This is a genomic window from Desulfonatronovibrio magnus, assembly GCF_000934755.1.
Classification (GTDB): domain Bacteria; phylum Desulfobacterota; class Desulfovibrionia; order Desulfovibrionales; family Desulfonatronovibrionaceae; genus Desulfonatronovibrio; species Desulfonatronovibrio magnus.
In genome coordinates, this window is the sequence record NZ_JYNP01000068.1 from 1 (window position 1) to 24,712 (window position 24,712).

Here is a 24,712-nt window from a genome sequence, read left to right on the forward strand (position 1 = left end):
ATTGGATGAGAGAACTCCAAGGCAAGCCGACTGGACTGAAGGTGTTGCAGTGGGCTGCAAAGATTTTGTCGAAAAGGTCAAGGAAATGCTTGGCAGCAGAGCTTGCGGCCGCAGGGTCCATGAAGTAGGCAAGTCAGGGATGTACGCACTGAAAGAACCTGTATCGGCTTACAATGATGTTTTTGAGGGTAAAATGGGGCTTCTAAGCTCCGAAAATAGGCTGTTTTGGGATATTTATCCTGATATTTAAGGATGATGGTTAGGTCCGACCCTAAAGAAAACAAAGATTAGTTGCCAAAAACAACGATTACGCACTGGCTGCTTAGATCAGCCACGTTTCCTCTGGCCCATGCCTGATAAGCCTAATGGAAGCGACGACACCCCATCAGGTTGCCCATTCATAGCCCTGTCTCAAGGCGATGAATGGTAAGACAAGTTGAGACTGGCTTTGAAGATGCCTGTCCGAGGCTTACTTCATTGCGAGATATAAAGTCGGACTATGCCTGTAGAAGCTCTGTGTGGAACATTCCTGGACGCGGGTTCGACTCCCGCCGCAGCCATTGACCGGCTGGTTCACCACTGTGTTATCCTGGAACTTAATTTGCCAAGTTACCGGTTGGAAAAGTCCCAGCAAAATAAAGGAAGCAGGGAAAGCTAACATTTTTTGCTCCCAGAGGAGGCCCCCCGGGGGGCCTCCTCTGGGCCTCCCTCTGAGCTCGTCCAAACAGACAACTAACTTTGGACATTGAGGGTGATTAAAGAGTGATTATTTGGGAGTGGCTGATGGGAATTATAATTGTCGTTGACAGGGAAAGATAATTGTCGTTGAACACTTGGGGTATATTTTTCTTGATAGATATTATATACCCTGCTGTACCCCCCCCATTTTTTTTATGAATGGTTTGAAAAAAAGAGAGTAGTTTGGACTTCTGGTCACACACGAACTGTAAAGCAGAGATTCTTAAAAAATGCAGCACCGCTATTAAATAAGCATATTTCAGTGCTGCCCGGTTATGTTCAGGAGTATACCTTGTAACTATGACGTAACTGGTCGCACTGGGAAAAAATAATCAGACATGCATTGCATATTGGGGGCTAGAATAATCAGTTATTGAGAAAACCATCAATATCTTCGAGACAGCCTGTCTGTCGGCCAGTGTCAGCTGATGTTCACTCACTCAGGCACAACATGTTTCATTCGCTCCGGCCCAGCCTGCTATCCAGTCTTTTCTGCACCTCCCGCAGCCTGCCGTCAATACCGGACAGCTCATCTCTGAGATGCTGTACGCTTTTTCTTTCCTTGTCCGGCTTTATATTTTGATAAACAGATGGAAACAGGCTGGAGTCATGGCCAAGTATTTTGGTATTGTCCACCAGCATGGAATGTTTGCTGTCTGCTCTGTTGAAATATATCTCCAGGAATTTTTTCTGGTCAATGCTTCTGTCTGCCTTATTGCAAAGCGGCTCAGCATCAATAAAATTAACCTTTTTGTCCTGTTTATCCATTCTGAAAACAAGCAGGGCCAGATCCATGGTCAGGCCGGGAAAAAGAAAGCGGGGCAGGGTGGCAATGGTATCAACAAAGTTCATGGAAACCATGTAAGTTCTTATTTTGCGGGTATTCATCATGCTTAGGAATCTCTGGGGAAGAAGTATGGCGCCTCGTCCCGCTTTGGGCCGCAATACTTTCAGGGCATGGGCCAGCGTGACCAGTTCTTTGGAAAAACGATCAAAAAGAAGATCAGGGAAACGGCCATAAGGATCATTTCGCAGTTTCTCGGCCAGATCAGCGGAGATTTTACCCATATGCGGAATGCCGAATACACAGTCGAAAGTTTCAAGTTTGCCGTCTTTAACAAAAGCTGGCTGCTCAACAAAGTTCTGAGGCACGATCCTGGAGTGGTCAATATTGAACAAAGCCAGCAGGACCTTGGCCATAATGGCAAAACGGATATTTACGTCCTGGGCAAAAATAAGCGAACTCTTTTCATTGATGAAATAATCAAGGATACTTATGACCGGAGCACACCCGAAAGAGAAAACCCTGTCTTTTTCCTGGATGGACAGAACACTCCGTATCAGTCTGGGTATGGATACAGGTACGCTGAATTTTCCTTTAAGCGGACTATAAAAAGATAATTCTTCCATAGCTTCAACATATTCATGCGCTGATCCTCTTTCAAAGATGTTCTGTAAGGATATATCGTTCAGATAGTCCAGCAGTCTAATGAGCATGTTTCCATCTTCATTATAATATGAACCATGCTTCAGTATCAGATCGAACATCCCTTTTGTCTCATTCGGATATTTTTCTTCAAACCTGATCATGCCCTTGTGAATCAGTTCAGCAGCCTGATCTTTTACAACAGCCTTTGTCCGGGCCTCTGCAAAACCCTGATCCCCTGTTTTTTCTGAAAGTCTTTTCCACAATACAAGGGAAAAAGTACTCATATAAGTGTTTTCATCCTGGCCAGGACTGTTCTTGATATGTTCCAGGCAAGTGGATATCAGATCGTGAAACGGATTATCTTTCATCTGCGACGCTTTCCTCTATAGTGTCTTCTATAACGGCATTTACCAGTTCTTCTCTGATTTTGAGTCTTTCCATGGTCAATTCCTTTTCTTCAAGCAAAAGATTCCAGGTCTTAACAATCTGGAACTGATCACTGGGTTTTGGAAGGGGGATGTTCAGATTTTCAAGCGCGGCTTTGGTCACTACTCTTTGAGGCGAGTCCCCGGTAATCATCTGGAAATAGCGGACAGCACCTCTGGAATTAAGGAACCAGTTCAGATATTCAGGAAGCAAACGAGTTTGTCCTGAATGGACTGTCAGGACAAGAAAGCTGCCTGCTGCAACAACTCCTTCTGGAACCTGGTCAAGCAGAACAGAATAAATCTGACCTGACCGCCCCCAGAAAAGAATTTCACCGGACTTTAGATAGTGAGATTCAGCGCTTCTGGGACTTATGTCCATGATCTGAAGGCTTGTGTAGTCAACAGGCTGCCACATGGAGATGTCGGCCGGCCGGATAACCTTAATGCCTCCGGACCCGCTCCGGGTAAGCCGGGTTCTCGTGGAATAGCCGGATCTTATGTTTACAAGCTTCTTAAGCTCTTCTTTAGCCATATTATTTTTGCTTTCCGTGTTCATAGTCTGGGACTGCTGCGGCAGTTTATGTTCGGGGTATCAGGGAGCCGTTGAGGTGTTTATGTACAATGCCTGAAATGAGAGTTTGACAGGGTATGCCTTCCTCAAGTGCCTTTATTTGTATCTGGTGGTAGTCTTTTTGTGAAAGCCGAAGATTGATTCGCTTGTCCTTTTTCAGGGTATTCAGGGTATTTCGAGCAGCCTCCATTGCATGCTTTCTTTCCTGATCCGGATTTTCAACGGGCTGCCATTGGCTGCGCTCAATGGATTCCATTAGATCTTTTTCTTGCTGATCCACCGGCATGAATGCTTTTTCTCTTAATGTATTCATTGTTTCCCTCCCATTAACTGACAGTTGAAAATCTCCCAATTGCTGCGTCGCTGCAAAAAGTTCAAACTCTTACGTATCATAAATACGCTGCGATCTTGAACTTTTTTTGCTCCTTGCACTTGGAATTTTTGAACAGCCAGTTGAATAAGGACTTTTTCAACACGCTGATAAACCGTATTTTTTTGTGTATTTACGGCTTGGAAAAATGGATGCCTTTTGTCAATCATGCTGAATATTCAGCAGTCAGTTAAAGCCCTTTTTCCACAATTATCAAATTTTTCTTGACATTTTGAATTATTTAATATACTGTAATTTACATCATGGCAGTGAACAACTTCTGTAAATGCTGGTTTTTCCGGCCCTGTCTCTATTCTGCCGCCTGGCTCTGCTGTGCATAGTCACTATGTATTACAGGTTTTTATTGCGTGTCAAGCACTTCCTGAAAAAATAACCAGAAAGCAAAATTTTTCTTGACATTTCCAGCATTATATATAATACTGCATTTCAAGTTAGCCGGAAACGTCAAGTTCGCAAGCGGGTGTTGACTGTTTCCAGGCCCCCGGTAAATCTGTAGTTTCAAGGAGGAAGGATGAATTACATTCCCACGGTGGTTCAGAGTCAGGGCAGGACAGAACGGCACTATGACATCTATTCCAGGCTTCTCAGGGACAGGATAGTGTTTCTGGGCGTTCCTGTAAGTGATGACATTGCCAATCTTGTCTGTGCTCAGCTGCTGTTTCTTGAGTCGGAAAATCAGGAAATGGAAATAAACCTGTACATCAATTCCCCGGGCGGATCAGTCACTGCAGGCATGGCCATTTATGACACAATTCAGTACATTTCCGCTCCAGTGGCCACCTTGTGCATGGGGCAGGCCGCCAGCATGGGAGCTTTGCTCCTGGCCGCAGGAGAGCCGGGAATGCGCTACGCACTGCCCCACAGCCGGATACTTATCCATCAGCCCATGGGAGGATTTCAGGGGCAGGCTACGGATATTGACATACAGGCCAGGGAAATAATCAAGCTCAAGAAGAGCCTCAATGAAATCATGTCCAGGCATACTGGAACAGACATGGTTAGACTGGAGCATGATACTGACAGAGATTACTACATGAGTCCGGCTGAAGCCAGGGATTACGGGCTTATCGATCACATCCTCAATTCAAGATCTGAAATTGATCAGCTTCTCAGTCAAAACAGCAGTATCTCAAGTTCATAAGTTTTATTCAAATCTGAACCAGAATCTTTCTGCTTAACCCTTAAAAATGCTTCATTTAAGCTCTCTGCAGTGCCAGGGAGTATTATTTTCACCAATTGTCTATCAGTATAATATATACTGTATTTCGAAACCTTACAGGAGGATTGTTATGAAATCAAATGTTGCCGCCAAAGCCAGGCCTGTTGGCTTTCTGTCTCGAAAAGACAAGAGCAGTCAGCCGGCTGAACCTCAGTACCAGGACCGTGAAGCATTAATTACCTTTGACTCCGGATACAGTATATCCATGAAAGAGGCCAATCATAATCTTATGATTCTGGGCATAACCGGGTGCGGCAAGACATCCACACATACTTTGCCTGTTCTGGAAAAAGCTCTGAAAGAGACAATGGGCGGCCTGATAATTGACGTCAAAAATAACTTTACCGGATCTGTGCGAAAGCTTGCCGCTACCTGCGGCAGAGAGGCGGATATAATTGAAATAGGCACGCATGATACTGCTCAGCCAATAAATATTCTTAAATGCTACAGTCTTGATGAGCAGTGCCAGATACTGGAAAGCCTGATTATGGAAAAGGTGAAAAAGACCAACAACGTTGACTGGCATTTTAAGGGAACAGGGATGGTTCAGCAGGTGTGCAGGACATTATACTTTATAGAAAAAATGAGGCCGGGCAAAGGCTTTGCCCCGAGTCTGGCCCTGATTGCCAGGCTTATCAATGATCAGGAGATGGCCCAGAAGACCTGGAAATATTTTCTGAGCTGCATGGACCATTCAAATCCTGATCACCTGGGTCTGAAGGCGCGAGTGGAGTCTGACAATTTCAGCATACTTGTTCCAGCCAAAACTAAAAGCCACCAAAAAGACTGGGACCAGCAGGTGGCATGGAGACTGGCCTTGCCCAGGAAATTTCTGGAGGAATTTGCGTCAGGGTCTCTGGCTGATAATCTGTCTTCCGTGGACGGACCCGGGGTGGACCTTGAAGATCTGATTTTAAGACAGAAAAAAATGGTAGTGATCAGGTTTTCAGTTAAGAGCGGGGGGCCGGGCAACAGGCTGGCCAGGATGCTCAAGGAACGTTTTTACAGCGCTGTCTACTCACGCTTCGATCATGAAGATCAGATATCTGATCATGACTATGTACTTTGCCTCATGGATGAATTTCAGGATATTCTGCATCTGGATGAAAATTCATCCCTGGATGATTTCAGCTGGGTTTCCAAGGCCAGGGAATTCAAAGTTATCAATGTCATGGCTACTCAGAACATGTCCAGCCTTTATAGAAGCGGGTGCGAGCACGCGGTCAGGTCCATGCTGTCCAACTTCGGGTGCAAGATAATCATGCAGAACGATGATGCAGCAACAGATATCTGGGTTGAAAATTCATTTTCACCCGGCATAAAAGTCCAGGACCTTGGGCCTGGAGAGGCCATTGTGGTCAAGTATGCTCTGCCGGAGCGGCGGTTGACAGTAAGTATTGAAAATGCACAGCAGGTTCACGATTCAATAACGTCATTCATCAATTCTCTGCCTGTTCCTGAGACCTGCAGTTCATGGGGAGGATCAGGATTTGATCTGAGACCTGTGGAGTTATTTCTCAGGGGGCCTGAGTGGACCAGAGAATCAGAAATACTGGAAGCAATCTACAATAAAGCTCCAGAGGCATTTTCCCAGGACAGCAGGGTTGAGCTTGATACTGAAAATCCGCAACTGGCCGCCGGCTGGGCCGCAGTTATAAGCAAAGCAGCTGAAACGGCAGCAAGGCAGAAAATTGTTATATTGGAGCTCTCAGTGAGTACAAATGAGTCAAAAGTTAAAGTTGACGGCAGTGAACAAAAAATAACTCGTTTCAGAAAAACAGTTTACAGACAGCTGGCCGGATGCTGTCATATATGCGGCGGTCAGCATGGCTCTGCCTCAAGGGCGCAGGCCTGCTGTCTGGTTGATGATATCGATTTGGAGTTATTTGATGAAGAACTTGGAGAAAGATACGGTCAGATTCTTTTGAAACCTTTCGAGCAGGTAAGTTTGAATGCTGTCGGCTGGTCAGGCATCATATTTAATGCCCTGGACAACATCATTCAAGTTTCAGATAAGATTACAATAAAAAATATTGCCGAGCATGACAACAGGCTTGCGATAGAGGCAGACACCAGAGGCCTTGGCAGGGAAGAAGATCAGCTTGTGCAGGAGATAATCCGCAGTGCATCTCTGGCCAGTCTCAGCACCTGTTATTGCTGCGGGAAACCATGCCAGGGAAAATCAAAGCGATATTCTGTACCTGTATGTCCGGACTGCAGAAAGCTCAAATCTGGTGAACCGTCTTCCCGAACTCCGGGCATGTGCTCTACAGAAACAGTTACGGACGATGAACCTCCGTTCTAATGCATACATGTAAAATCATTCGCGGGGAGCATGCTCCCCGCGATTAATGAATCTGGCCCGGAAAAGTTTATATTTGCAGATGCTCAGACGGTCAGAATTATCTCAGTTCCCGCAGCTGGAGCAGAAGGGAATAATAATTACCGCTGCCACCAAAAATATCATTAAAATTCTGTAATAACTCATAACTCATAATTCGAAATTCGACATTTAAGGAAAATCTCATGAAAATTGTATTTATCGGCGATCCTCACGGACTTCTGGACCAGGCTGCAGCCATTGCAGCAGCAGAGCAGGCAGATCTGGCCATCCTTGCAGGAGATCAGACCCCTGAAGAACCCATGGATGAAGTAATGCACAGGTTTCCCTGTAAGGTACGCTTTATCCTGGGCAATCATGATACTGACCAGGACCGCTTTCTTAAGAACCATCTACCTGCCTGGGATAAAAATATCAACTGCAGGGTGATTGAGTTCGGCGGAGTGCGCATTGCCGCCCTGGGAGGCGTGTTCAGGGCTTCAGTCTGGCATTCCAGGCAGGAATCCAGCTGGCGGTTTTACGACCGGGAGGCTTTTCTGGAACATTCAAGACCGAACACCAGGTTTCAGGGCTGGCTGCCAAGAAAGCACTGGTCAACAATTTTTCCGGAAGATATTGAGACTTTGAAATCAAAGGGTCCGGCTGATGTACTGGTCTGTCACCAGCCACCCAGCACCCACCTGCACGGATTCAAGGACATTGACCATCTGGCCGGGCTTCTGAATGTAAAAATGATTATCCACGGCCACCACCATGAATTCTATGAATCAGTAATGGGAAACGGGGTTAAGGTTGTGGGCCTGGGGATTCTTTCAAGGGAAAGGCATTTTCAGGGCATGGGGTACTATGTACTGGATACTGAAGAGTTTTGAGAAAAAGCAGCTTCTCTTCTCAGCGCCCTCAGCGTCTCTAACGAGTCTTCGAGTGGGCTAGAGAAATATTTTATAAGGACATCACAATGAGCATATTATTCATGGGCGACCCACACGGCGATTTCAAGCCTGTCATCAAGGCTGCACAGGAACTGCACCCTGAGGCCGTGATCCTTGTGGGTGATCAGCAGCCGGAAACTCCACTTGACCGGATAGTACTGGATATACCCTGTCCGGTGTGGTGGATACTGGGCAATCACGACAGTGATCAGACGGTATTCTTAAAAAACCATTTTTCCCACTGGGATTTCAACCTTGGAAACAGAGTGGTTGAAATAGCCGGAGTGCGCATTGCCGGACTTGGCGGAGAATTCCGGCAGGAAGTCTGGCATCCACAGGACGGGGAAGGTAAGCCTAAGTGGAACAGGAGGCAGGATTACCTGACCCGCCTGGCCCCAGGGGAAGGTCTCGAGGGTGCACTTCCTGAGAACTGCATGCAGGCAGGTTTGCCCCTCAGAGGCTGGACAGCAATATTTCCCGAAGATTTCGATATTCTGTTTGATCAGGGTCCTGCAGATATTCTGGCAACCCACATGGCTCCTGACTGGCATAGTTACGGCTTTAAAGAAATAAATGATCTGGCCGAACTCCTGGAAGTAAAAACCATTGTTCACGGTCATCTGCACCGTGACCGGAAAATCTTTCTGGATAACGGCATAAAAGTCATCAGTCTTGATGGAGGGGCATACTGCCTCATTTAGCAGACTGAGAATCGCATATGTTGTACATTTTCAGCATGGCTGGGAATGTACAATATATGCCTTAAATTGTGCACTTTCAGCATGGCTGGAAATGTTAAGAGTGTAGCTGGGGAAGGGAGGCAGATTCGGGCTGGGGGGGTGAACAGCCTGGTGTGAAGAAGCACGGATTATTCCCATGAGATCATAACCAAGGGAGCATTGCCTGTGAGATTAGACTATTATCATGGCACACTGCCGGGGAATGTGAAATCAATCCAGAAAGCAGGCTTTAAAAATCTCATCTGGAGGAGCGAGCACGGTAAAAGGTTCGGGAGCGGAGAATGTCTGGGAGTCGGCACTTACCTTTCGCATGACTGGAAGGAGGCCCTGTTCTTCGGAGAGGCACTGTTCAGGGTTAAGCTGCAGCAGGGAACAAAAATTGTCGACATCAGCAAAGAGCCGGACATGAAGGTCATCAACTCCCTCGGACGGGAGTTCGGGCAGGCTGTGCTCAAGCGTTCGGCAGAGTTTCACAAGCTTATTCCGCGCAATAAGCATCTCAGGCAGAAAGAGCTTATTGAACTTACCAGATTTCATTATTTTCACACCTGGGGAGTTAGACCCAGAAGACACTGTCAAGAATATAAGCTGTCAAATGATCACCGCCCCAGCTTGAATAAATGTCTGAGCATGCTCCGCCAGTACGGATTTCACGGCTACGGCAATCCAGCCGATGACATCGGTCTGGTTATTACCTGTCAGGACAGAATTATCATCAAAGAACTGGTGACGGTAGTGGATGATTGTCTTGACCCGGTCTGCTACAGGAAGTCTCTGGATGAATTAAGAGTTGAATTTGAGAAAATGAAAAAAAGAAAAGGCCCAGGCTGGCTGGATGCCTATGAGGAAACCGAAGATATTTGTTTCTGAAGAGGCAGGGCAGAAGAGCAGGCCCTGCCTTTATCCCTTGAGCTCAATGCACTGCTGCGGTTCCCGCGTCAGAATTTATTGTCTGATTATATTTTTGTATTGATTTATTTTATTCCATAGGGTAGGGGAGAATTTGACTTTGTCTGCCTGTGAGAATGATAATAAAGATTTTGTTTGTTCACTTGCTGACCAGATACCACTCCTCCTGCTGCTGCCCCGGGAATTAGAAAGACAGAGTCTGCAGACAGACTTTTACCGCTTCCTTCAACATCTGAACCTGTACGTTGCATCTTATGGACATTTCCCTTCAGAATGAGCGCCGCAGTCAAGCAAGACTTGACCGTCCAAGGGACGAGAGAACCGACTCAGCCCGGGATCTTGCCCGTATAATTCATTCTTCCTCCTTTCGCAGGCTCCAGGCCAAGACCCAGGTTCTGGGAATAGGCGAAGGGGACTTTCACCGCACCCGTCTGACCCATTCCATGGAAGTAGCCCAGATCGGCAAGGGCATTGTCCAGAATATCCGCGGCCTTCAGAGCGAAGATGAGCATATTCTGGAAATACTGCCGGACAATGACCTCATGTTTGCCGCAGGCCTGGCCCATGACCTTGGCCACCCTCCTTTCGGCCACGGCGGAGAGATCGCCCTTAACTACTGCATGCGGGATCACGGAGGCTTTGAAGGCAACGGCCAGACCCTGCGCATCCTGTCCAGGATTGAGCATCATACCCTGGATCATGGGCTTGACCTTACCCGGCGCACCCTGCTGAGTATTCTCAAATATCCTGTACAATATTCAGAAATCTGCAAAAAAGAATCTCCTGCAGCAGACCAGGGCTGCATCATCAGATCATCAGACTGGAAGCCTCCAAAATGTTATCATGGTGATGAAAAGGATGTGGTGGACTGGATTCTTGAACCGTTTAGTGAAAGTGACCGCAAGCTTTTTATCAGACACTCTGATCCTGGGACTCACAAGCATGGCAAGCCCACTGAAAAATCTCTGGACACCTCCATTCTGGAACTGGCCGATGATATTGCCTATGGCGTACATGACCTGGAGGACGGAATCGCCCTGGGACTCATCACCAGGGACAAATGGACAGCGGTTGAAGAAAAGATTGATAAAGACTGGCTCGGGCAAAAGAGTCTTCAGGACCTGAGGAACCGGCTGTTCAGCGAGGAATATGAGCGTAAGCAGAGCATAGGCGGACTGGTCAATGCCTTTATGACCAGCATTTCCGTGCGGGAGAATCCGGATTACTCAGATCCTCTGCTGAAGTACCGGGCAGAGCTTGATGCTCAGACCGGAGCCATCCTGTCCGTCATAAAAGACCTTGTTAAGGACAATGTGGTCAAGATTCCCCAGGTCCAGACCCTGGAGTTTCGGGGCCAATATCTGGTGATTCAGATATTTGAGGCCATTGCATCTGACCCGGAGCGCTTTCTCACCAGAGAATCCGCCCGCAGGTTAAACAGCCGGATTTCAAAGAAGCAGGAATACAGAATCATCTGCGACTATATAGCCGGCATGACCGATGAGTACGCAACCCGTATCTATGAGCGTCTCTTCCTGCCCAGGCAGGGGACTGTGTTTCAGAAGCTTTGAGCTGAGGGCGCAGATTTTTGCGGCAGTATAAATCAAGTGGAGTGTTATAATGGAAAGCAGAACCGCTACAAAACAAAGTCTGATTGAACTGATCCTGCAGGCCAGGGACAGGCTTGCCTCTCTCGGCGTAACCCATATCGGTCTGTTCGGATCATTTGTGCGGGACGAACAGACATCTTCCAGCGATATTGACATCCTTGCAGAATTTGCTCCTGATAAACATACTTTTGACAATTTCATGGAAGTTTCATTCCTGCTTGAAGAAATACTTGGCCGCAATGTTGAAGTCGTCACCCCTGAGGGGCTGAGTCCCCATATCGGTCCTCATATTTTAAAGGAGGTAGAGCGTGTCTCTATCGCCGAGTGAATACATTCGTCACATGCTGGACGAAATTGATTATATCATGAGCCGGATTCCAGATACTGATTATGAATCCTTCAGCCGGGATGAGACCCTCAAGCGGGCGTTTGTCAGGAGTATCGAGATTATTGGGGAAGCTTCAAAGAAGCTGCCTGAAGACATCAAGGCAATGCAGCCGGAGATAGAGTGGCGTAAAGTTTCCGGAATGAGGGATAAGCTGATTCATGACTACTTTGGTGTGGACTATTTGATTGTCTGGGATGCTGCTCTCAACAAGCTGCCTGATCTGCGCGTAAAGCTTAAAGCACTGCTCAGGCAGGTCCAATAGGAAAGTAAAAAAACTATATCGGAATCATCTGTGACTATATTGCCGGCATGACCGATGAATACGCCACCCGCATCTATGAACGCCTTTTCCTGCCCAGGCAGGGAACTGTGTTTCAGAAGCTGTGAGCTGAGAATATTTCATCCATTTTCTTAACTTCAAAGGATAAGATTTGAAAAAAGCTAACGGAAAGATTCTTTATTCTGCTGCAGATATTCTTAATTTTCTTGACTGCGAACATCATACATCCCTGGATTTGACTGATCTGGAAACACCACTTCCAAGAAGCAGCGCAACTGAAGAACAAAAGCTCATTCAGAATAAAGGCCTGGCCTTTGAAGCCAGGTATGCTCAAAAATTAAAGGATTCCGGCCTGAACTTTGTTAATATTGATGAGCAGGGAAAAGATATCCACACCAAAGCACAGGCCACTCTAAATGCCATGCGCCAGGGCGCTGATATCATTTTCCAGGGCCACCTGATTAAAGACAATCTATTCGGCGTTGCCGATTTCATGCGCAAGGTTCCCGTGCCTTCTGCCCTGGGCGAGCACAGTTATGAAGTGATAGACACCAAGCTCAGCCTGTCCACAAAAGTCAGGTTTGTTATCCAGCTGGCCTTCTACTCCCGCCTGCTTTCTTTTATTCAGGAAATTGAGCCGCAAAACATGTATATTGTCCTGGGTGATCAGACTCAAAAGACCTATCCATATAAAGATTACAGCAGATACCTCAAAAACCTGCTGGACAGATTTTTTCAAAGTGTCAATTTATGGCATCAACCTCCTGACTCAACCTATCCTGATCCTCGAGATCACTGTTCTTTTTGCAGATGGCTGGATATCTGTGATGAAAGACGATTGCAGGATGATCATTTATGCCAGGTGGCCGGGATTACCAAGGCCCAGATGAAAAAAATGAAATCCTCGGGCATTACCACCCTTGAGCAGCTGGGAAGGCTTGACCCATCAGCAGGTGTGCCTGGTATTCTGCCCCAGTCTCTGGAAAAGATCGCCAAACAGGCATCTCTGCAGCTCAAAGCCAGAGAAACAGGCAAAAATTCCTGGGAGCTGCTTCCTTATCAAGATGGTGAGAAACGCGGATTTGCCAGGATGCCCAAGCCATCACCAGGGGATATGTTTTTTGACATGGAAGGCAACCCCATGGAAGAAGGCGGGCTGGAGTATCTTTTTGGAGTTTACCTTTTTGAGAACGGCAATCCAGAGTTCAAGGCTTTCTGGGCACATACCAGATCTGAGGAAAAAAAGGCCTTTGAAGACTTCATGGATTTTGTCCTCCAGAGACTCAAGGATTATCCTGACGCTCATATCTATCACTATGCCCATTATGAAGCCACAGCCCTGAAAAAGCTCATGTCCATGCATGGAACAAGAGAATCAGCTGTGGACAACCTTTTAAGGGCAGGCAAGCTTGTTGATCTTTACAAGGTTGTTCGTGAGGGGATCCGGGTTTCAGAACCAGGGTATTCCATCAAAAATCTGGAAAGTTTCTATATGGACAAGAGATCCGGAGATGTTCAGACAGCTGCTGGCAGTATCGTCTTTTATGAACAATGGAAAGAAACAGGCGATGATGGCCTGTTAAAGAAAATTGAGGACTACAACTATGATGATGTCCTTTCAACTTATCTCCTGAGAGAGTGGCTGCTTGAGCTGAGACCTGACAACATTCCATGGCATGGTGAAATAGAAGATGGCAGCACACATGATACCGATATTGGCGCTCTAAATGAACATGAAGAGCGCATTGAAGATTACCGGAAGCGCATGATTGATCCCTTGCCCGAGGATAAAAGTCAGTGGACAGGTCAGGATTACGCCAAAGAGCTGACCTGGCAGCTGCTGGATTTTTATCGCCGCTCGGAGAAGCCACTATGGTGGGCTTATTATTCCCGCCTGGAGATGGATGAAGATGAACTTATTGAAGATGTTGAATGCATCGCAGGGGTTACTCCGGATCCAGCCAGAGTTCCTGAACAGGTCAAGCGGTCCTTGCGCCACTTCTTCACTTTTCCGGAGCAGGAAACCAAGATTAAAAGCAGAGACAGTGTTGCCTGTCTTGATGACGGTCTTGCTCTGAGCAATCTGGAGGTTGATGATCAAAACCGGCAACTGAGCTTTACACTTGGAAAAAATAAAAACTTTGGACACGTAAGGTTCAATGTTGGTCCAAAAGGTCCAGTGCCCAGTGATCCCCTTAAAGAAGCAGTGTTTCGTTTTGCTGACAGCCTTATTGCAGATGATGAAAAATACAGGGCCATTAAGTCACTTCTTAATCGTCAGCAGCCGAACATCCAGGGCCATACCCCGGGGTCAGCAATTATTGATCAGAACCAGGATATTCTGCCTCAAATGAGCCAGGCAATCTCCAGCCTTGATCATAGTCATATCTTTATCCAGGGGCCTCCCGGTTCAGGAAAAACATACAGCGGATCAAGGACAATTGCGGACCTGCTCCAAAAAGGCTTTCGTGTAGGAGTGTCATCCAACAGTCACAAGGCCATAATAAATCTCCTTGAATCTGTGGAAAATGTTGCCAAAGAAAGAGGTTTCTCCTTCAAAGGGGCCAAAAAAAGCAATAAAGATCTTGAAAGTACCCATATAAAGGGAGAGTTTATTGAGGATCATTTTGATAATAAAAAGATTTTCAATGAAGAATATCAGCTCCTGGCAGGTACAGCCTGGCTTTTTTCCAGTCCTGCACTGGATCAGAAACTTGATTATCTGTTCATTGATGAGGCCGGGCAAGTAGCTTTAGCCAACATGGTTGCCATGGGGACTTCTGCCAGGAATATTGTTTTACTTGGTGATCAGATGCAGCTTGGCCAGCCCATCCAGGGAGTTCATCCCGGCAGATCCGGTGAATCAACCCTGGAATACCTTCTGGATGGCAAGGCAACCATCCCTCCGGATAAAGGAATATTCCTGGGTACAACCTGGCGCATGAACCCTGAAGTCAATGCCCTTATCTCAGACATGATCTATGAAAGCCGGCTTGAGCCTGAATCCAACAACGCCAATCAAAGGCTGATCCTGAATGGCAATGCTCACTCTGCCCTGCTTCCAGCAGGGGTCAGGCATATTCCTGTGAAGCATGACGGCTGCTCCCAGAAGTCACAGGAAGAAGCTGAGGTGGTTAAGGAACTGGTTGAGAGTCTGACCAGTCAGCAATATCAGGATAAGCACAAAAATATTCATCCTTTAGGGCTTGAAAATATCCTTGTGGTTGCACCCTACAATCTTCAGGTCAATCTGCTCAAGTCAGTTCTTCCACAAGGGGCAAGGGTAGGCACCGTTGACAAGTTCCAGGGCCAGCAGGCAGAAGTGGTCATTGTGTCCATGGCTACATCCAACGAAGAATACTTGCCCAGGCATATTGATTTCCTGTTCAGCAAGAACCGGCTTAATGTGGCTGTTTCCAGAGCTAAAAGCCTGGCAATTGTTGTCTCAAACCCGGCCCTTATGTCCATAAAGTGCTCTCAGCCTGAGCAGGTGGCTCTGGTCAATGCCCTGTGCTGGGTCAAGGAGTAATCGGAGAGCCTGGATGCATCTTAAAACTTTTTTGAGTTTATGGAGTTATAAATGTCTGTAAAATTTATCCATACTGCTGACTGGCAGATTGGCAAGCCTTTTGCCAGAATCGAGGATGATAATAAACGTTTCCTGGTTCAGAACCAGAGAATTAAGACTATTGAAAGTATTGCCGCTGAGGTTGAGAAAACCAATGCCTCTTTTGTTGTAGTAGCAGGTGATCTTTTTGATTCCAATACTGCAGATAAACCTACGGTATCGGCTGCCTGCAGTGCAATAGGTAAAATTAAGGTTCCGGTCATAGCTATTCCAGGCAACCATGATCATGGTGGGCCGGGTAGCGTCTGGCAGCAGGACTATTTCCTGCAGGAGAAAGAACAGCTTGCTCCAAACTTAACAGTATTGCTCGAATACGAACCATTCGAGATTGATGATGTTGTTATTTTTCCTTGTCCTTTGCTGAGGAGACATGAGTCTCAGGACTGCACTGCATGGCTTAGAGATGATCATATTTTTCAGAGTTTTCAAGGCAAGACCAGGTTAGTTCTTGCCCATGGCAGTGTGCATGGGTTTACATCAGAGTCTGACGGTGAAGAAGGTCCGACAGAATCAAATAGAATTAGCATTGAAAATCTGCCCATGTCTGAGATTGACTATTGTGCTCTTGGAGATTGGCATGGGGGCAAAAAGATTAGTGAAAAAGTATGGTATTCTGGAACTCCGGAACTTGATCGTTTTCCCAAAAGTGGAAGCCATAATCCTGGCAATATTCTTGTTGTTGAAGCATCCCGCAACAAAGAGCCAGTTGTTGAAATAGTTCAATCATCTAAACTGCAATGGTCATCCATGAGCTATCATTTTGCCAAGGATGATGACCTGGACCTTTTCCAAAAAGAGCTGAACCAATTAATTGAATCCCGCGCTAATGAAGACCTTTTGCGTTTAATTTTGAGCGGTTCCCTGGGTATTGAGGCTTATAGTAAACTGGTAAATATTCTTGATACTCTGGAAGCAAGATTACTTAGGCTAAAGCTCAGTAATCAGACTATGATAGCACCTACTGATGCGGAGATAGAGGGCTTGACTCAAAGATCAAATGATCCGGTTTTATCAATGGTGGCGAATCAACTTGTTAACAAGTTGAAAAATGAGACCGATCCAGATCCGGTTACAGCTACTGCTCTGCGTGAGCTGTATGGAGCTATCAATCAAAGGGGTGCTGTATGAAAATAAAATCTGCTGCAGTTAGAAATTACCGTGTCCATAAAGATATTTCTGTGGATCTAAACGATGACCGCCTTCTTTTTGAAGGCCCAAACGAATCCGGCAAAAGTACTTTTGTGGAAGCTTTGCATCGTTGTTTTTTTCTTAAAGCAAAGATTACAGGTGAAACCCGAGAGAGTATGGTTTCAAATATCTATCCTGGCCATCCTGAAGTAAAGGTTGTTTTTGAAGCTGAAGGCGACACGTACAGCCTGATTAAAATTTTTAGTGGGCAAACTGGTTCAATAAAGCTGAACAAAGAATCCGGCGAATCATGGAACGATCAAGAAGCTGAAAACCGCCTGTCAGAACTGCTGGCAGTAGAAAGTCAGTGCGGTGGAAGGGGAGTAGCGAATGATCTGGCAAAATCCTGGGCACATTTGTGGGTTTGGCAAGGTAAAAGTGGAGACAACCCGGCAAAAGAGGCTGATCAGGAAAGAGACCGGATTATTCAGAATATGCAGAAGATTGGCGGGGCAGCAGTTGTTCAATCTCAACTCGATACTGACTTGGCTGAGCATTTTAAATCCATTTATGAACAAGCATTCAGACAAGATGGAAAGCCAAAAGCAGGTTCTGAATTGGATAAAGCTCAAAAGGAATTAGCTGAGGCTGAAAAAAGATTTAAAGATGCCAATGAGAAATGCAGCAAACTGCTTCAGGCAGTAGAAGACTACCAGAATGCGGAAGATGAGATAAAACAGTGCAATGAGTGCATAGATAAGCTGCAAGGTGAAAGAGAAGAGAATTTATCACAAATTAAACAGGCCGAAAAGCTGGAAAATGACATAAATGAGCAGGCTGAACAACTTAAGATTGAAGTGGAAAAGCTTAATAGCCTTAAAGATACGGAAGAGACCATAGAAGGCTTCCGTAAAGAAATTAATGGGCTAAAACATAAACTAAAGCCCAGGGAAGAAAATCTGGATACTGCTAAGAAACACTTAGAAAATCTTAAAAAAAAGCAAGAAGCTGCTGAAAAAGAGGAAAATGCTGCCAGCGCTACTGTTGAAGGTCTTCGAGGAAAACTCGAGTTGGCCCGTGCCTGGAAAGACTACTTTCAACAAGAAGAAGAAACATCGAGGCTTAAGGAATTCTTCGACAGGAAGCAGAGTCTAAAATCACAGATTTCAGGTTTAGAGAAGGATTTCGCGAAGTTGCCGAATATTTCAGAGTCTGACCTGAAAGAATTGAAGGACACTCAAACAGAATTAAACGAGAACCAGGCTGTTTTAAACTCCATGGCAGCTCAAATATCTGTTGTTCAGTCTAATCAGCAGGTTCTGATCAACGATGAAGAAGCCTCGGTGAATACGACAAAAACCGTCACCGATTCTGTGGACCTTAAAGTCGGTCAGGATGTGTTGTTGCGCATCAAGCCTGGTGGTGGTGATGCTCTGAACGAGTGCCGCCAAAGATTACAGGATCTAAAGGATAAATTTTCTGGTCTTCTAGTAAATTACGGGGTTAATTCTATTGAGGAAGCAGAAGAGTGCTATAAAAAACGTGAAGAAATAAAAGGAAATATTACTGCCCTTAACAACCAGATAGCAGGATTTGACGATGGTACACTGGATGCCAAACTAAACGATGCAGAAGTAAAACTGACTGGTATCCATGAAGAGGTAAAGCGCAGAAAGCAAAATGTTGAAAGTGCACCTGAACCCGGCAATAAAGAAGAGGCGGAAAACACTCTAAAATCCGAAGTACAGAATGAGGCAAAAGCCAGAGAACATGCGGCTGATATGAGAAATGAGCGTAAATCAGTTGAAGATGCCTTAAAAGAATCACAACAAGAGCTGGACACACTTAACCAGGAATTGGACAGCTTAAAAAAAGATATTGCTGATAAAGAATCCAGACTGAGTCAGCTATTAAGACAGTCAGGTGAAGATGTTGAGCGCCAGAAGAAGCTAAATGATATTCAGGAGCTTGTATCTGAGTTGCAAAGAAAACAAAAAGAGACAACTGGTAATCTGCAGCACATGATGCCTGACTCTCTAAAACAGGCAAAGGACCGTATTGAAAGGGCACTAAAAACCCAGACTGATAAATTGGAAGCAGCCAAGGACAAGAAAAGCACTAATAAGGGGATCTTGAATAGCAGTGGCACTCATGACCCTAAGGCTGATGCTCAAAGAGCTGAGGCAGACGTAAAAAACCTTAAAGAACGACTTGAAAATATTAATATTAAGGCTCAGTCCATTCAGCTTCTTCACAGCCTTTTCCAGGAGCAACAGAAAGAATTGATGGAAACCATGACCAAGCCCTTGGAGGAAAAAATCACCTTTTATCTTCAAGCTGTCTTCGGGCCTCAAGCTAAAGCAAAGGTGAACTATGACGGCAGTTCATTCAGTGGTTTTGACCTTGTACGCCCTAATAAGCAAAATGTACCATTTGACGCTTTAAGCGGAGGAACTAAGGAGCAGGTTGCTGCAGCTGCCAGGCTGGCCATTGCTGAAATACTTGCAGCTGACCATGGTGGAAGTTTGCCGGTGGTATTTGATGATGCCTTTGTCAATTCTGATCCAGGCAGGATAAAGCTTCTTCAGGGCATGCTTGATCTTGCAGCCTCTAAGGGGTTGCAAGTTATTGTGCTGACCTGTAATCCATCTGAGTATGCTGGGCTTGGGGCAAAAGGCGTGAAATTTGTTTAATGAGTTTAAGGAATCAGAAGATTGGATCGAAAGCACGGAGTATATTGGTCAGGATAGTGAATTTGGCATAGAAGGGTAATAACCATTGCTTGAGATGTTGGTTAAAAACGGGTATCAGGAGCCATTTAATCAATTGAGCATAGGAACCAGGGAGCAGATATCTGTAATAACCCGCCTGGCTTTTGCTGATCTTTTGACTGAAATAGGCAGCCAGTCCCCGCCAGTCATCCTTGATGATGCTCTGGTTTATTCTGATGATGACCGCTTTGAGAAAATGACAAAAATCATCTCTAAATCAGCACAGAAATACCAGATTATTATACTTACATGCCGACCTACTTTGTATGCTGATTTGGGGGTTCCGGAGTTTAGGATTTCTTGATTAAACAGGACTGGGAAGTTCTGATCTCACGATTGGAGGATGAAAAATCATGAGTAAAGGTAGAATCTCATATACTTTTGAGGAATGTAAAAAGAAAGCATTTAATTTTAATGATAGAACCTCATTTAAAGTTCAGTCTAACAGTATTTATAGTTATGCATACAAGCGTGGCTGGTTAAATGACATCTGTAGTCATATGCCTGTTAAAAAAAAGACAAATGGATTTTGGACAAAAGAAAAGTGTCTAGAAGAAGCAAAGAAATATCAAACTAGAACTGAATTTAGTGATAACTCACCAAGTGGTTATTCTATCGCTAAAAGGAATGGTTGGTTGGAGGAATGCTGCGAACACATGATTGTAGTTGGTAGTAAAGTAAAAAGAGCGATATACGTATTTGAATTTTCAGATAAGTACGCATATGTTGGTTTAAGCTATAATTTAGAAGTAAGAAAGAATCAGCATTTAACTTCTACAAATAGTCCTGTATATAAACACTTACAGCAAACATTATCTTCATACATGTTTAAAAGATTAACAGAATATATTGATTTAGAAGAAGCTGTTCAACAAGAGGCACATTATATCGAAAAGTACTATAAGAACGGATGGATTCTTTTAAATTCTAGAAATGCTGGCGCTACAGGTGGTTCTATCCTAATTTGGGATTTTAACAAATGTTTAGAGGAGGCTCTTGAATATGAAGCCAGAAAAGATTTTAAAGAGAATTCGAGTAGTGCATATGGTTCAGCACTTAGAAATAATTGGTTAGATGAAATCTGTATTCATATGGATAGACTTCAAAATCCAAAAAACTTTTGGGATGAAGGAAAATGTGAGCAAGAGGCTTTAAAGTTTAAAAGTAGAACAGAATTTCATAGAAAATCTGGAAGTGCATATTCAGCTGCAAGTAAACTTGGAATACTTGATAGACTATGTTCACACATGAATAAGAAAGAACCTTGGAGAATTTGGACAAAAGAAAAGTGTAAGATAGAAGCTTTAAAGTATAGAGCAAAAAGTGATTTTAAGAAAGGTTCATCAGCAGCACATAGCGCTGCTGTTAAAGGTGGTTTTCTTGATGATATTTGCTCGCATATGACGAAATTAAGAAAGCCCAAAGGATTTTGGAATTTTGAAAAGTGTAAAAAGGAAGCAGCTAAATTTGCATCACGGTCTGAATTTCAAAAAAAAGATGTAAGTGCATATCGAGAAGCCTTAAATAATGGATGGCTAGATGAAATATGTACTCATATGAAATCGAAGATTAAGCCAAAAAATCATTGGACTAAAGAAAGATGTCATGAGCAAGCATTGAAATATGATACTAGAAGTGAGTTTCAAAAAAACTCAAATGCGGCATATTGTAAATCTGCAAGGGAAAAATGGTTGGATGAAATCTGTTCACACATGGTAGAGATAAAAAAGCCAAATAATTTCTGGACAAAAGAAAAATGTGCTGAAATATCAATTCAGTTTACTATAAAATCTGAATTTAGAAAAAATCATCCAAATATATATGCTCAAGCACATCGAAAGGGATTTTTAGATGAAATTTGTTCTCATATGAAGCCGGAAAGAAGACCTGCAAATGATTGGACAAAAGAAAATATTATTAAAGAAATGGAAAAATATAAAACAAGAACCGAATTTAATAAAAACTCGGGGGGAGCAGCAGTGGTAGCTCGTGGATATGGTTGGTATGATGAATTATGGAGAAGAACACATCCTGAAGATTAAAGAGTCCTGACCCAAAGGGCCAGGAATTGAATTAGCTCCTGGAAGGGGCAAACCGCCTTGCCTTCACAGGAGGCAATGAAAATCTAAGGGACAGGTTCATATTTACACTTTCAAAGGGGCCAAAAAAAGCAATAAACAGCTTGAAAGTACCCATATAAAGGGAGAGTTTATTGAGGACCTTTTTGATAATAAAAAGATTTTCAATGAAGAATATCAGCTCCTGGCAGGTACAGCCTGGCTTTTTTCCAGTCCAAATTTGGATCAGAAACTTGATTATCTGTTCATTGATGAGGCCGGGCAAGAAGCTTTAGCCAACATGGTTGCCATGGGGACTTCTGCCAGGAATATTGTTTTACTTGGTGATCAGATGCAGCTTGGCCAGCCCATCCAGGGAGTTCATCCCGGCAGATCCGGTGAATCAACCCTGGAATACCTTCTGGACGGCAAGGCGACCATTCCTCCGGATAAAGGAATATTTCTAAGCACAACCTGGCGCATGAACCCTGAGGTCAATGCCCTTATCTCAGACATGATCTATGAAAGCCGGCTTGAGCCTGAATCCAACAACTCCAATCAAAGGCTGATCCTGAGTGGCAATGCTGACTCTGCCCTGCTTCCAGCAGGAGTCAGGTATATACCTGTGGAGCATGACGGCTGCTCCCAGAAGTCACAGGAAGAAGCTGAGGTGGTTAAGAAACTGGTTGAGAGTCTGACCAGCCAGCAATATCAGGATAAGCACAAAAATATTCATCCCCTGGGTCTTGAAAATATCCTGGTGGTTGCACCCTACAACCTCCAGGTTAACCTGCTCAAATCTGTTCTTCCACAAGGGGCAAGGGTTGGAACAGTTGATAAATTTCAGGGGCAGCAGGCAGAAGTGGTTATTGTGTCCATGGCTACATCCAATGAGGAATACCTGCCCAGGAATATTGATTTTCTGTTCAGCAAGAACCGGCTTAATGTGGCTATTTCCAGAGCTAAAAGTCTGGCAATTGTTGTCTCAAACCCTGCCCTTATGTCCATAAAGTGCTCCCAGCCTGAGCAGGTTGCTTTGGTTAATGCCCTGTGCTGGGTCAAGGAGTACTCGGAGAGCCTTGGTGTATCTTAATTTTTTGAGCTTATGGAGTTGTAAATGCCTGTAAAATTTATCCATACTGCTGACTGGCAGATTGGCACAGGGACTGAATAATATCCCTGGTGGCGATGGTGCAATCCTCAGAGAGCAGCGTTTTAAAACCATGGATAAAATAGCAGAAATCGCCACAGAGAATAATGTAGATGACCATGAAAAAAAATCTCTTAATTTTTTACAAACAACAATAAGGAGGAATTAATGAACAACTGTGAAAGTATCGAGCCTATGACAAAATCTCAAACGGTAGCGCAAAATGAGAGGCTTGATAATGTTCTCACCAGAATTAAAGAGAAAGAGATAATTATTCCTGATTATCAACGCGATTCAGACCAATGGGATGCAAACAAAAAAAGCCTTTTTATTGAGTCGATACTGAATCGTTTGACTGTGCCGTCATTTTATCTTGCTGCTTCAGAAGATGATCCAGAAGTACAAGAGATTGTAGATGGACAACAACGGTTAACAACATTAATTGATTTTTATGATAACAAATTTGAGTTAAGTCAGAGTGATAAATGCCCATATTATGGCAGTAGTTCACATTATGCGGGAAAAACATTTAGCGAAAACAACTGTATAGAAGATAGCTGGAAAAAAATATTTAAATCATATAACATTACTTTAGTAAATCTGCCAAGTAATCTAGATATAAGCCTTCGCCTTGAAATTTTTAGAAGAATAAATGAGGGGGGTACGCCTTTAAGCGCTCAAGACATTAGACTCAGTTATTATAGTCAATCTGAAAGAGTAAAGTTTATTCAGGCTGTTGGCATATTTGATAAAGAAAGGAACGCAGCGAAAAGAATTTTATCTCGTTTGAACTGTAAATGGCCATGGGAGCCATATAAAGAAGCTGCTGAATTATGGCAATCATGGTGGTCAGGTCGTAAACTCAGTATAGGCCAAAAGGCCTCAGAAATGTTTTTATGGTATTTAATTTCAGAATACCAGAATAAGATGCAGGATTTAATTAAAGATATTAATTCTATTAGAAAGTTAAGGTTAAATTACCGTGGTAATTCAGATGACGTCTTAAATATTTTTTGTGCCCGCCTACAAGAAGAAGAGTTAACTAATGAAGAAAAGCTTATGCCTAGCCTAGATGAGATTAAAGATAAATTTATCAATTTCATGAACTGGTGGCATAAAATACGCACAGAGTGTGGAAAGAATGTTAGTGTAGATAAGCATCGAATAGTTGCCCTTATGATTGCGCCATTATCAAAACGATTTGTCAATAATGATCTATCTTCAGATCAATGGAATCTTCTGGGGCTTTTCTTAGATTCTAGCAGAAAAACAGCTGCAGATGAACTCGGTGTTACCCTTCCAGAGCCTAAAGGTAAGTGGGCATCTCAATCAAAACAATTCGCTGCCTTTGATACAGTAGCAGCGAAGATAGCTAAAAAATGAGCTCTCCAAAGTATATAAAACCATGTGACACAGACTCACCCTCTTTTCCTGACAACTGGAAGTGGTGTTATTACCGAATACACGGAGGAACTAAAAAGGGCTATAGATGCCCAGGAGCAATTGAGAAATGCAAAAGAGTCTTTAAGGGGCCAGATGATTTTGATGAGCTTCATGGTGATCATATTATACCTAGAGCAAAAGGTGGTAAGACTATTTGGGATAACCTTCAGTTACTTTGTGGCCCCTGCAATCGTAAAAAATATTCAAAAATTATTTAGATTAAATTAATACTGCGTATAATCAGTAGTGCCCGATAACTGATGTCCATTGAGCAATGATCTATGTTTTCTGACTCCTGTGCAGGTAGCCAGGCCTGGAGACAACTTTGACCTGGAAAAGCCTCATGTGCTGCCGGCCACGATGCGCAAGATCCACCTGGCCAGGCTTCTGGAAGAGGACCGCTGGGATAGAAGAAACAGAGCACAGGAAGATTTGGGGTCGGACCTAATCAAGTTATTGAGTTGATTGTATAAATATCCTCTATATAGTCTAAAATTGGCCTTAGAACGCCCATTTCGATGCTCAAAAACCAGTTGTAAGCAAATATGCCCAGAGCCAA

At 44.2% G+C, this 24,712-nt stretch carries 23 protein-coding genes, 1 other RNA gene and 1 pseudogene; 21 read left to right on the forward strand and 4 right to left on the reverse strand.

Going from position 1 to position 24,712, the window contains the following annotated elements; genetic code table 11:
* Together LZ23_RS25650 and ssrA are read left to right on the forward strand one after the other, a co-directional pair.
* Positions 1-250: pseudogene (locus LZ23_RS25650) on the forward strand (transposase); the annotation flags it as partial.
* Positions 219-563, forward strand: a transfer-messenger RNA (tmRNA) gene (ssrA, locus tag LZ23_RS23355). The pseudogene LZ23_RS25650 and the gene ssrA, both read left to right, overlap by 32 nt.
* 631 nt (positions 564-1,194) lie before the next feature.
* Here ssrA and LZ23_RS08170 read toward each other — a convergent pair.
* Genes LZ23_RS08170 through LZ23_RS08185 form a run of 4 tightly spaced genes read right to left on the reverse strand, consistent with a single transcriptional unit; the run spans position 1,195 to position 3,706 of the window.
* Positions 1,195-2,535: an N-6 DNA methylase gene (locus LZ23_RS08170; protein WP_045213180.1), complete on the reverse strand. Its 1,341-nt coding sequence runs from the start codon at positions 2,533-2,535 to the stop codon at positions 1,195-1,197.
* Positions 2,525-3,151 carry a restriction endonuclease subunit S gene (locus tag LZ23_RS08175; protein WP_045213181.1) on the reverse strand — a complete coding sequence of 209 codons (627 nt, stop codon included), beginning with the start codon at positions 3,149-3,151 and terminating at the stop codon, positions 2,525-2,527. The genes LZ23_RS08170 and LZ23_RS08175 overlap by 11 nt, the downstream gene beginning before the upstream one ends.
* A 22-nt stretch (positions 3,152-3,173) precedes the next feature.
* Complete coding sequence (locus tag LZ23_RS08180; RefSeq protein ID WP_084590957.1) at positions 3,174-3,479, reverse strand: antitoxin; 306 nt, start codon at positions 3,477-3,479, stop codon at positions 3,174-3,176.
* Positions 3,476-3,706 carry a hypothetical protein gene (locus tag LZ23_RS08185; protein ID WP_045213183.1) on the reverse strand — a complete coding sequence of 77 codons (231 nt, stop codon included), beginning with the start codon at positions 3,704-3,706 and terminating at the stop codon, positions 3,476-3,478. The genes LZ23_RS08180 and LZ23_RS08185 overlap by 4 nt, the downstream gene beginning before the upstream one ends.
* Before the next feature lie 362 nt (positions 3,707-4,068).
* On the opposite strand from LZ23_RS08185, the gene LZ23_RS08190 reads away from it, so the two are divergent.
* The 19 genes from LZ23_RS08190 (at position 4,069) to LZ23_RS08275 (ending at position 24,618) form a co-directional block, all read left to right on the forward strand.
* Positions 4,069-4,698, forward strand: a complete 630-nt coding sequence (locus LZ23_RS08190) for an ATP-dependent Clp protease proteolytic subunit (protein ID WP_045213184.1) — start codon at positions 4,069-4,071, stop codon at positions 4,696-4,698.
* Positions 4,699-4,846: 148 nt separating this feature from the next.
* On the forward strand, positions 4,847-7,081 hold the full coding sequence (locus tag LZ23_RS08195) for a type IV secretory system conjugative DNA transfer family protein (RefSeq protein WP_045213186.1): 2,235 nt from the start codon (positions 4,847-4,849) through the stop codon (positions 7,079-7,081).
* Positions 7,082-7,302: 221 nt separating this feature from the next.
* Positions 7,303-7,989, forward strand: coding sequence for a metallophosphoesterase family protein (locus LZ23_RS08200; protein ID WP_052507229.1), 687 nt, complete (start codon positions 7,303-7,305; stop codon positions 7,987-7,989).
* Positions 7,990-8,075: 86 nt separating this feature from the next.
* Positions 8,076-8,750, forward strand: coding sequence for a metallophosphoesterase family protein (locus LZ23_RS08205; RefSeq protein WP_045213187.1), 675 nt, complete (start codon positions 8,076-8,078; stop codon positions 8,748-8,750).
* Positions 8,751-8,954: 204 nt separating this feature from the next.
* Complete coding sequence (locus tag LZ23_RS08210) at positions 8,955-9,659, forward strand: hypothetical protein (protein WP_045213189.1); 705 nt, start codon at positions 8,955-8,957, stop codon at positions 9,657-9,659.
* Between the two features lie 293 nt (positions 9,660-9,952).
* Positions 9,953-11,269, forward strand: coding sequence for an anti-phage deoxyguanosine triphosphatase (locus LZ23_RS08220; protein ID WP_045213207.1), 1,317 nt, complete (start codon positions 9,953-9,955; stop codon positions 11,267-11,269).
* Between the two features lie 49 nt (positions 11,270-11,318).
* The gene (locus LZ23_RS08225) at positions 11,319-11,636 is read left to right on the forward strand and encodes a nucleotidyltransferase family protein (RefSeq protein ID WP_045213192.1); all 318 of its coding nucleotides are present in this window, start codon (positions 11,319-11,321) and stop codon (positions 11,634-11,636) included.
* Positions 11,617-11,958, forward strand: coding sequence for a HepT-like ribonuclease domain-containing protein (locus LZ23_RS08230; RefSeq protein WP_045213194.1), 342 nt, complete (start codon positions 11,617-11,619; stop codon positions 11,956-11,958). The genes LZ23_RS08225 and LZ23_RS08230 overlap by 20 nt, the downstream gene beginning before the upstream one ends.
* Before the next feature lie 26 nt (positions 11,959-11,984).
* The gene (locus LZ23_RS25480; RefSeq protein WP_353740098.1) at positions 11,985-12,083 is read left to right on the forward strand and encodes a hypothetical protein; all 99 of its coding nucleotides are present in this window, start codon (positions 11,985-11,987) and stop codon (positions 12,081-12,083) included.
* Between the two features lie 44 nt (positions 12,084-12,127).
* Positions 12,128-15,505: a TM0106 family RecB-like putative nuclease gene (locus tag LZ23_RS08235; RefSeq protein WP_045213195.1), complete on the forward strand. Its 3,378-nt coding sequence runs from the start codon at positions 12,128-12,130 to the stop codon at positions 15,503-15,505.
* A gap of 51 nt (positions 15,506-15,556) precedes the next feature.
* Entirely contained in the window at positions 15,557-16,732 is a 1,176-nt protein-coding gene (locus LZ23_RS08240) for a metallophosphoesterase family protein (RefSeq protein ID WP_045213197.1), read from the forward strand.
* Positions 16,729-19,425 carry an AAA family ATPase gene (locus LZ23_RS08245; protein ID WP_045213199.1) on the forward strand — a complete coding sequence of 899 codons (2,697 nt, stop codon included), beginning with the start codon at positions 16,729-16,731 and terminating at the stop codon, positions 19,423-19,425. Before LZ23_RS08240 ends, LZ23_RS08245 begins: the two co-directional genes overlap by 4 nt.
* A 133-nt stretch (positions 19,426-19,558) precedes the next feature.
* A complete protein-coding gene (locus LZ23_RS08250; protein ID WP_232300441.1) occupies positions 19,559-19,807 on the forward strand; it encodes an ATP-binding protein in 249 nt (82 codons plus the stop codon).
* 49 nt (positions 19,808-19,856) lie between these two features.
* Positions 19,857-21,545: a GIY-YIG nuclease family protein gene (locus LZ23_RS08255; protein WP_045213200.1), complete on the forward strand. Its 1,689-nt coding sequence runs from the start codon at positions 19,857-19,859 to the stop codon at positions 21,543-21,545.
* A gap of 256 nt (positions 21,546-21,801) precedes the next feature.
* Positions 21,802-22,653: a DEAD/DEAH box helicase gene (locus LZ23_RS08260; RefSeq protein WP_198145935.1), complete on the forward strand. Its 852-nt coding sequence runs from the start codon at positions 21,802-21,804 to the stop codon at positions 22,651-22,653.
* Positions 22,654-22,714: 61 nt separating this feature from the next.
* Complete coding sequence (locus LZ23_RS23950; protein WP_157493137.1) at positions 22,715-22,879, forward strand: hypothetical protein; 165 nt, start codon at positions 22,715-22,717, stop codon at positions 22,877-22,879.
* Positions 22,879-24,093 carry a DUF262 domain-containing protein gene (locus tag LZ23_RS08265; RefSeq protein WP_052507233.1) on the forward strand — a complete coding sequence of 405 codons (1,215 nt, stop codon included), beginning with the start codon at positions 22,879-22,881 and terminating at the stop codon, positions 24,091-24,093. The genes LZ23_RS23950 and LZ23_RS08265 overlap by 1 nt, the downstream gene beginning before the upstream one ends.
* On the forward strand, positions 24,090-24,371 hold the full coding sequence (locus tag LZ23_RS08270; RefSeq protein WP_084590960.1) for an HNH endonuclease: 282 nt from the start codon (positions 24,090-24,092) through the stop codon (positions 24,369-24,371). The genes LZ23_RS08265 and LZ23_RS08270 overlap by 4 nt, the downstream gene beginning before the upstream one ends.
* Before the next feature lie 49 nt (positions 24,372-24,420).
* Positions 24,421-24,618 carry a hypothetical protein gene (locus tag LZ23_RS08275; protein ID WP_045213202.1) on the forward strand — a complete coding sequence of 66 codons (198 nt, stop codon included), beginning with the start codon at positions 24,421-24,423 and terminating at the stop codon, positions 24,616-24,618.
* Positions 24,619-24,712: the final 94 nt, after the last annotated feature.

What these genes read in the sequence shown, in the direction of transcription:
- LZ23_RS08170 (WP_045213180.1), bottom strand. Translation starts at nt 2,535, where the DNA reads ATGAAAGATAATCCGTTTCACGATCTGATATCCACTTGCCTGGAACAT.
- LZ23_RS08175 (WP_045213181.1), bottom strand. Translation starts at nt 3,151, where the DNA reads ATGAACACGGAAAGCAAAAATAATATGGCTAAAGAAGAGCTTAAGAAG.
- LZ23_RS08180 (WP_084590957.1), bottom strand. Translation starts at nt 3,479, where the DNA reads ATGAATACATTAAGAGAAAAAGCATTCATGCCGGTGGATCAGCAAGAA.
- LZ23_RS08185 (WP_045213183.1), bottom strand. Translation starts at nt 3,706, where the DNA reads ATGATTGACAAAAGGCATCCATTTTTCCAAGCCGTAAATACACAAAAA.
- LZ23_RS08190 (WP_045213184.1), top strand. Translation starts at nt 4,069, where the DNA reads ATGAATTACATTCCCACGGTGGTTCAGAGTCAGGGCAGGACAGAACGG.
- LZ23_RS08195 (WP_045213186.1), top strand. Translation starts at nt 4,847, where the DNA reads ATGAAATCAAATGTTGCCGCCAAAGCCAGGCCTGTTGGCTTTCTGTCT.
- LZ23_RS08200 (WP_052507229.1), top strand. Translation starts at nt 7,303, where the DNA reads ATGAAAATTGTATTTATCGGCGATCCTCACGGACTTCTGGACCAGGCT.
- LZ23_RS08205 (WP_045213187.1), top strand. Translation starts at nt 8,076, where the DNA reads ATGAGCATATTATTCATGGGCGACCCACACGGCGATTTCAAGCCTGTC.
- LZ23_RS08220 (WP_045213207.1), top strand. Translation starts at nt 9,953, where the DNA reads ATGGACATTTCCCTTCAGAATGAGCGCCGCAGTCAAGCAAGACTTGAC.
- LZ23_RS08225 (WP_045213192.1), top strand. Translation starts at nt 11,319, where the DNA reads ATGGAAAGCAGAACCGCTACAAAACAAAGTCTGATTGAACTGATCCTG.
- LZ23_RS08240 (WP_045213197.1), top strand. Translation starts at nt 15,557, where the DNA reads ATGTCTGTAAAATTTATCCATACTGCTGACTGGCAGATTGGCAAGCCT.
- LZ23_RS08245 (WP_045213199.1), top strand. Translation starts at nt 16,729, where the DNA reads ATGAAAATAAAATCTGCTGCAGTTAGAAATTACCGTGTCCATAAAGAT.
- LZ23_RS08255 (WP_045213200.1), top strand. Translation starts at nt 19,857, where the DNA reads ATGAGTAAAGGTAGAATCTCATATACTTTTGAGGAATGTAAAAAGAAA.
- LZ23_RS08265 (WP_052507233.1), top strand. Translation starts at nt 22,879, where the DNA reads ATGAACAACTGTGAAAGTATCGAGCCTATGACAAAATCTCAAACGGTA.
- LZ23_RS08270 (WP_084590960.1), top strand. Translation starts at nt 24,090, where the DNA reads ATGAGCTCTCCAAAGTATATAAAACCATGTGACACAGACTCACCCTCT.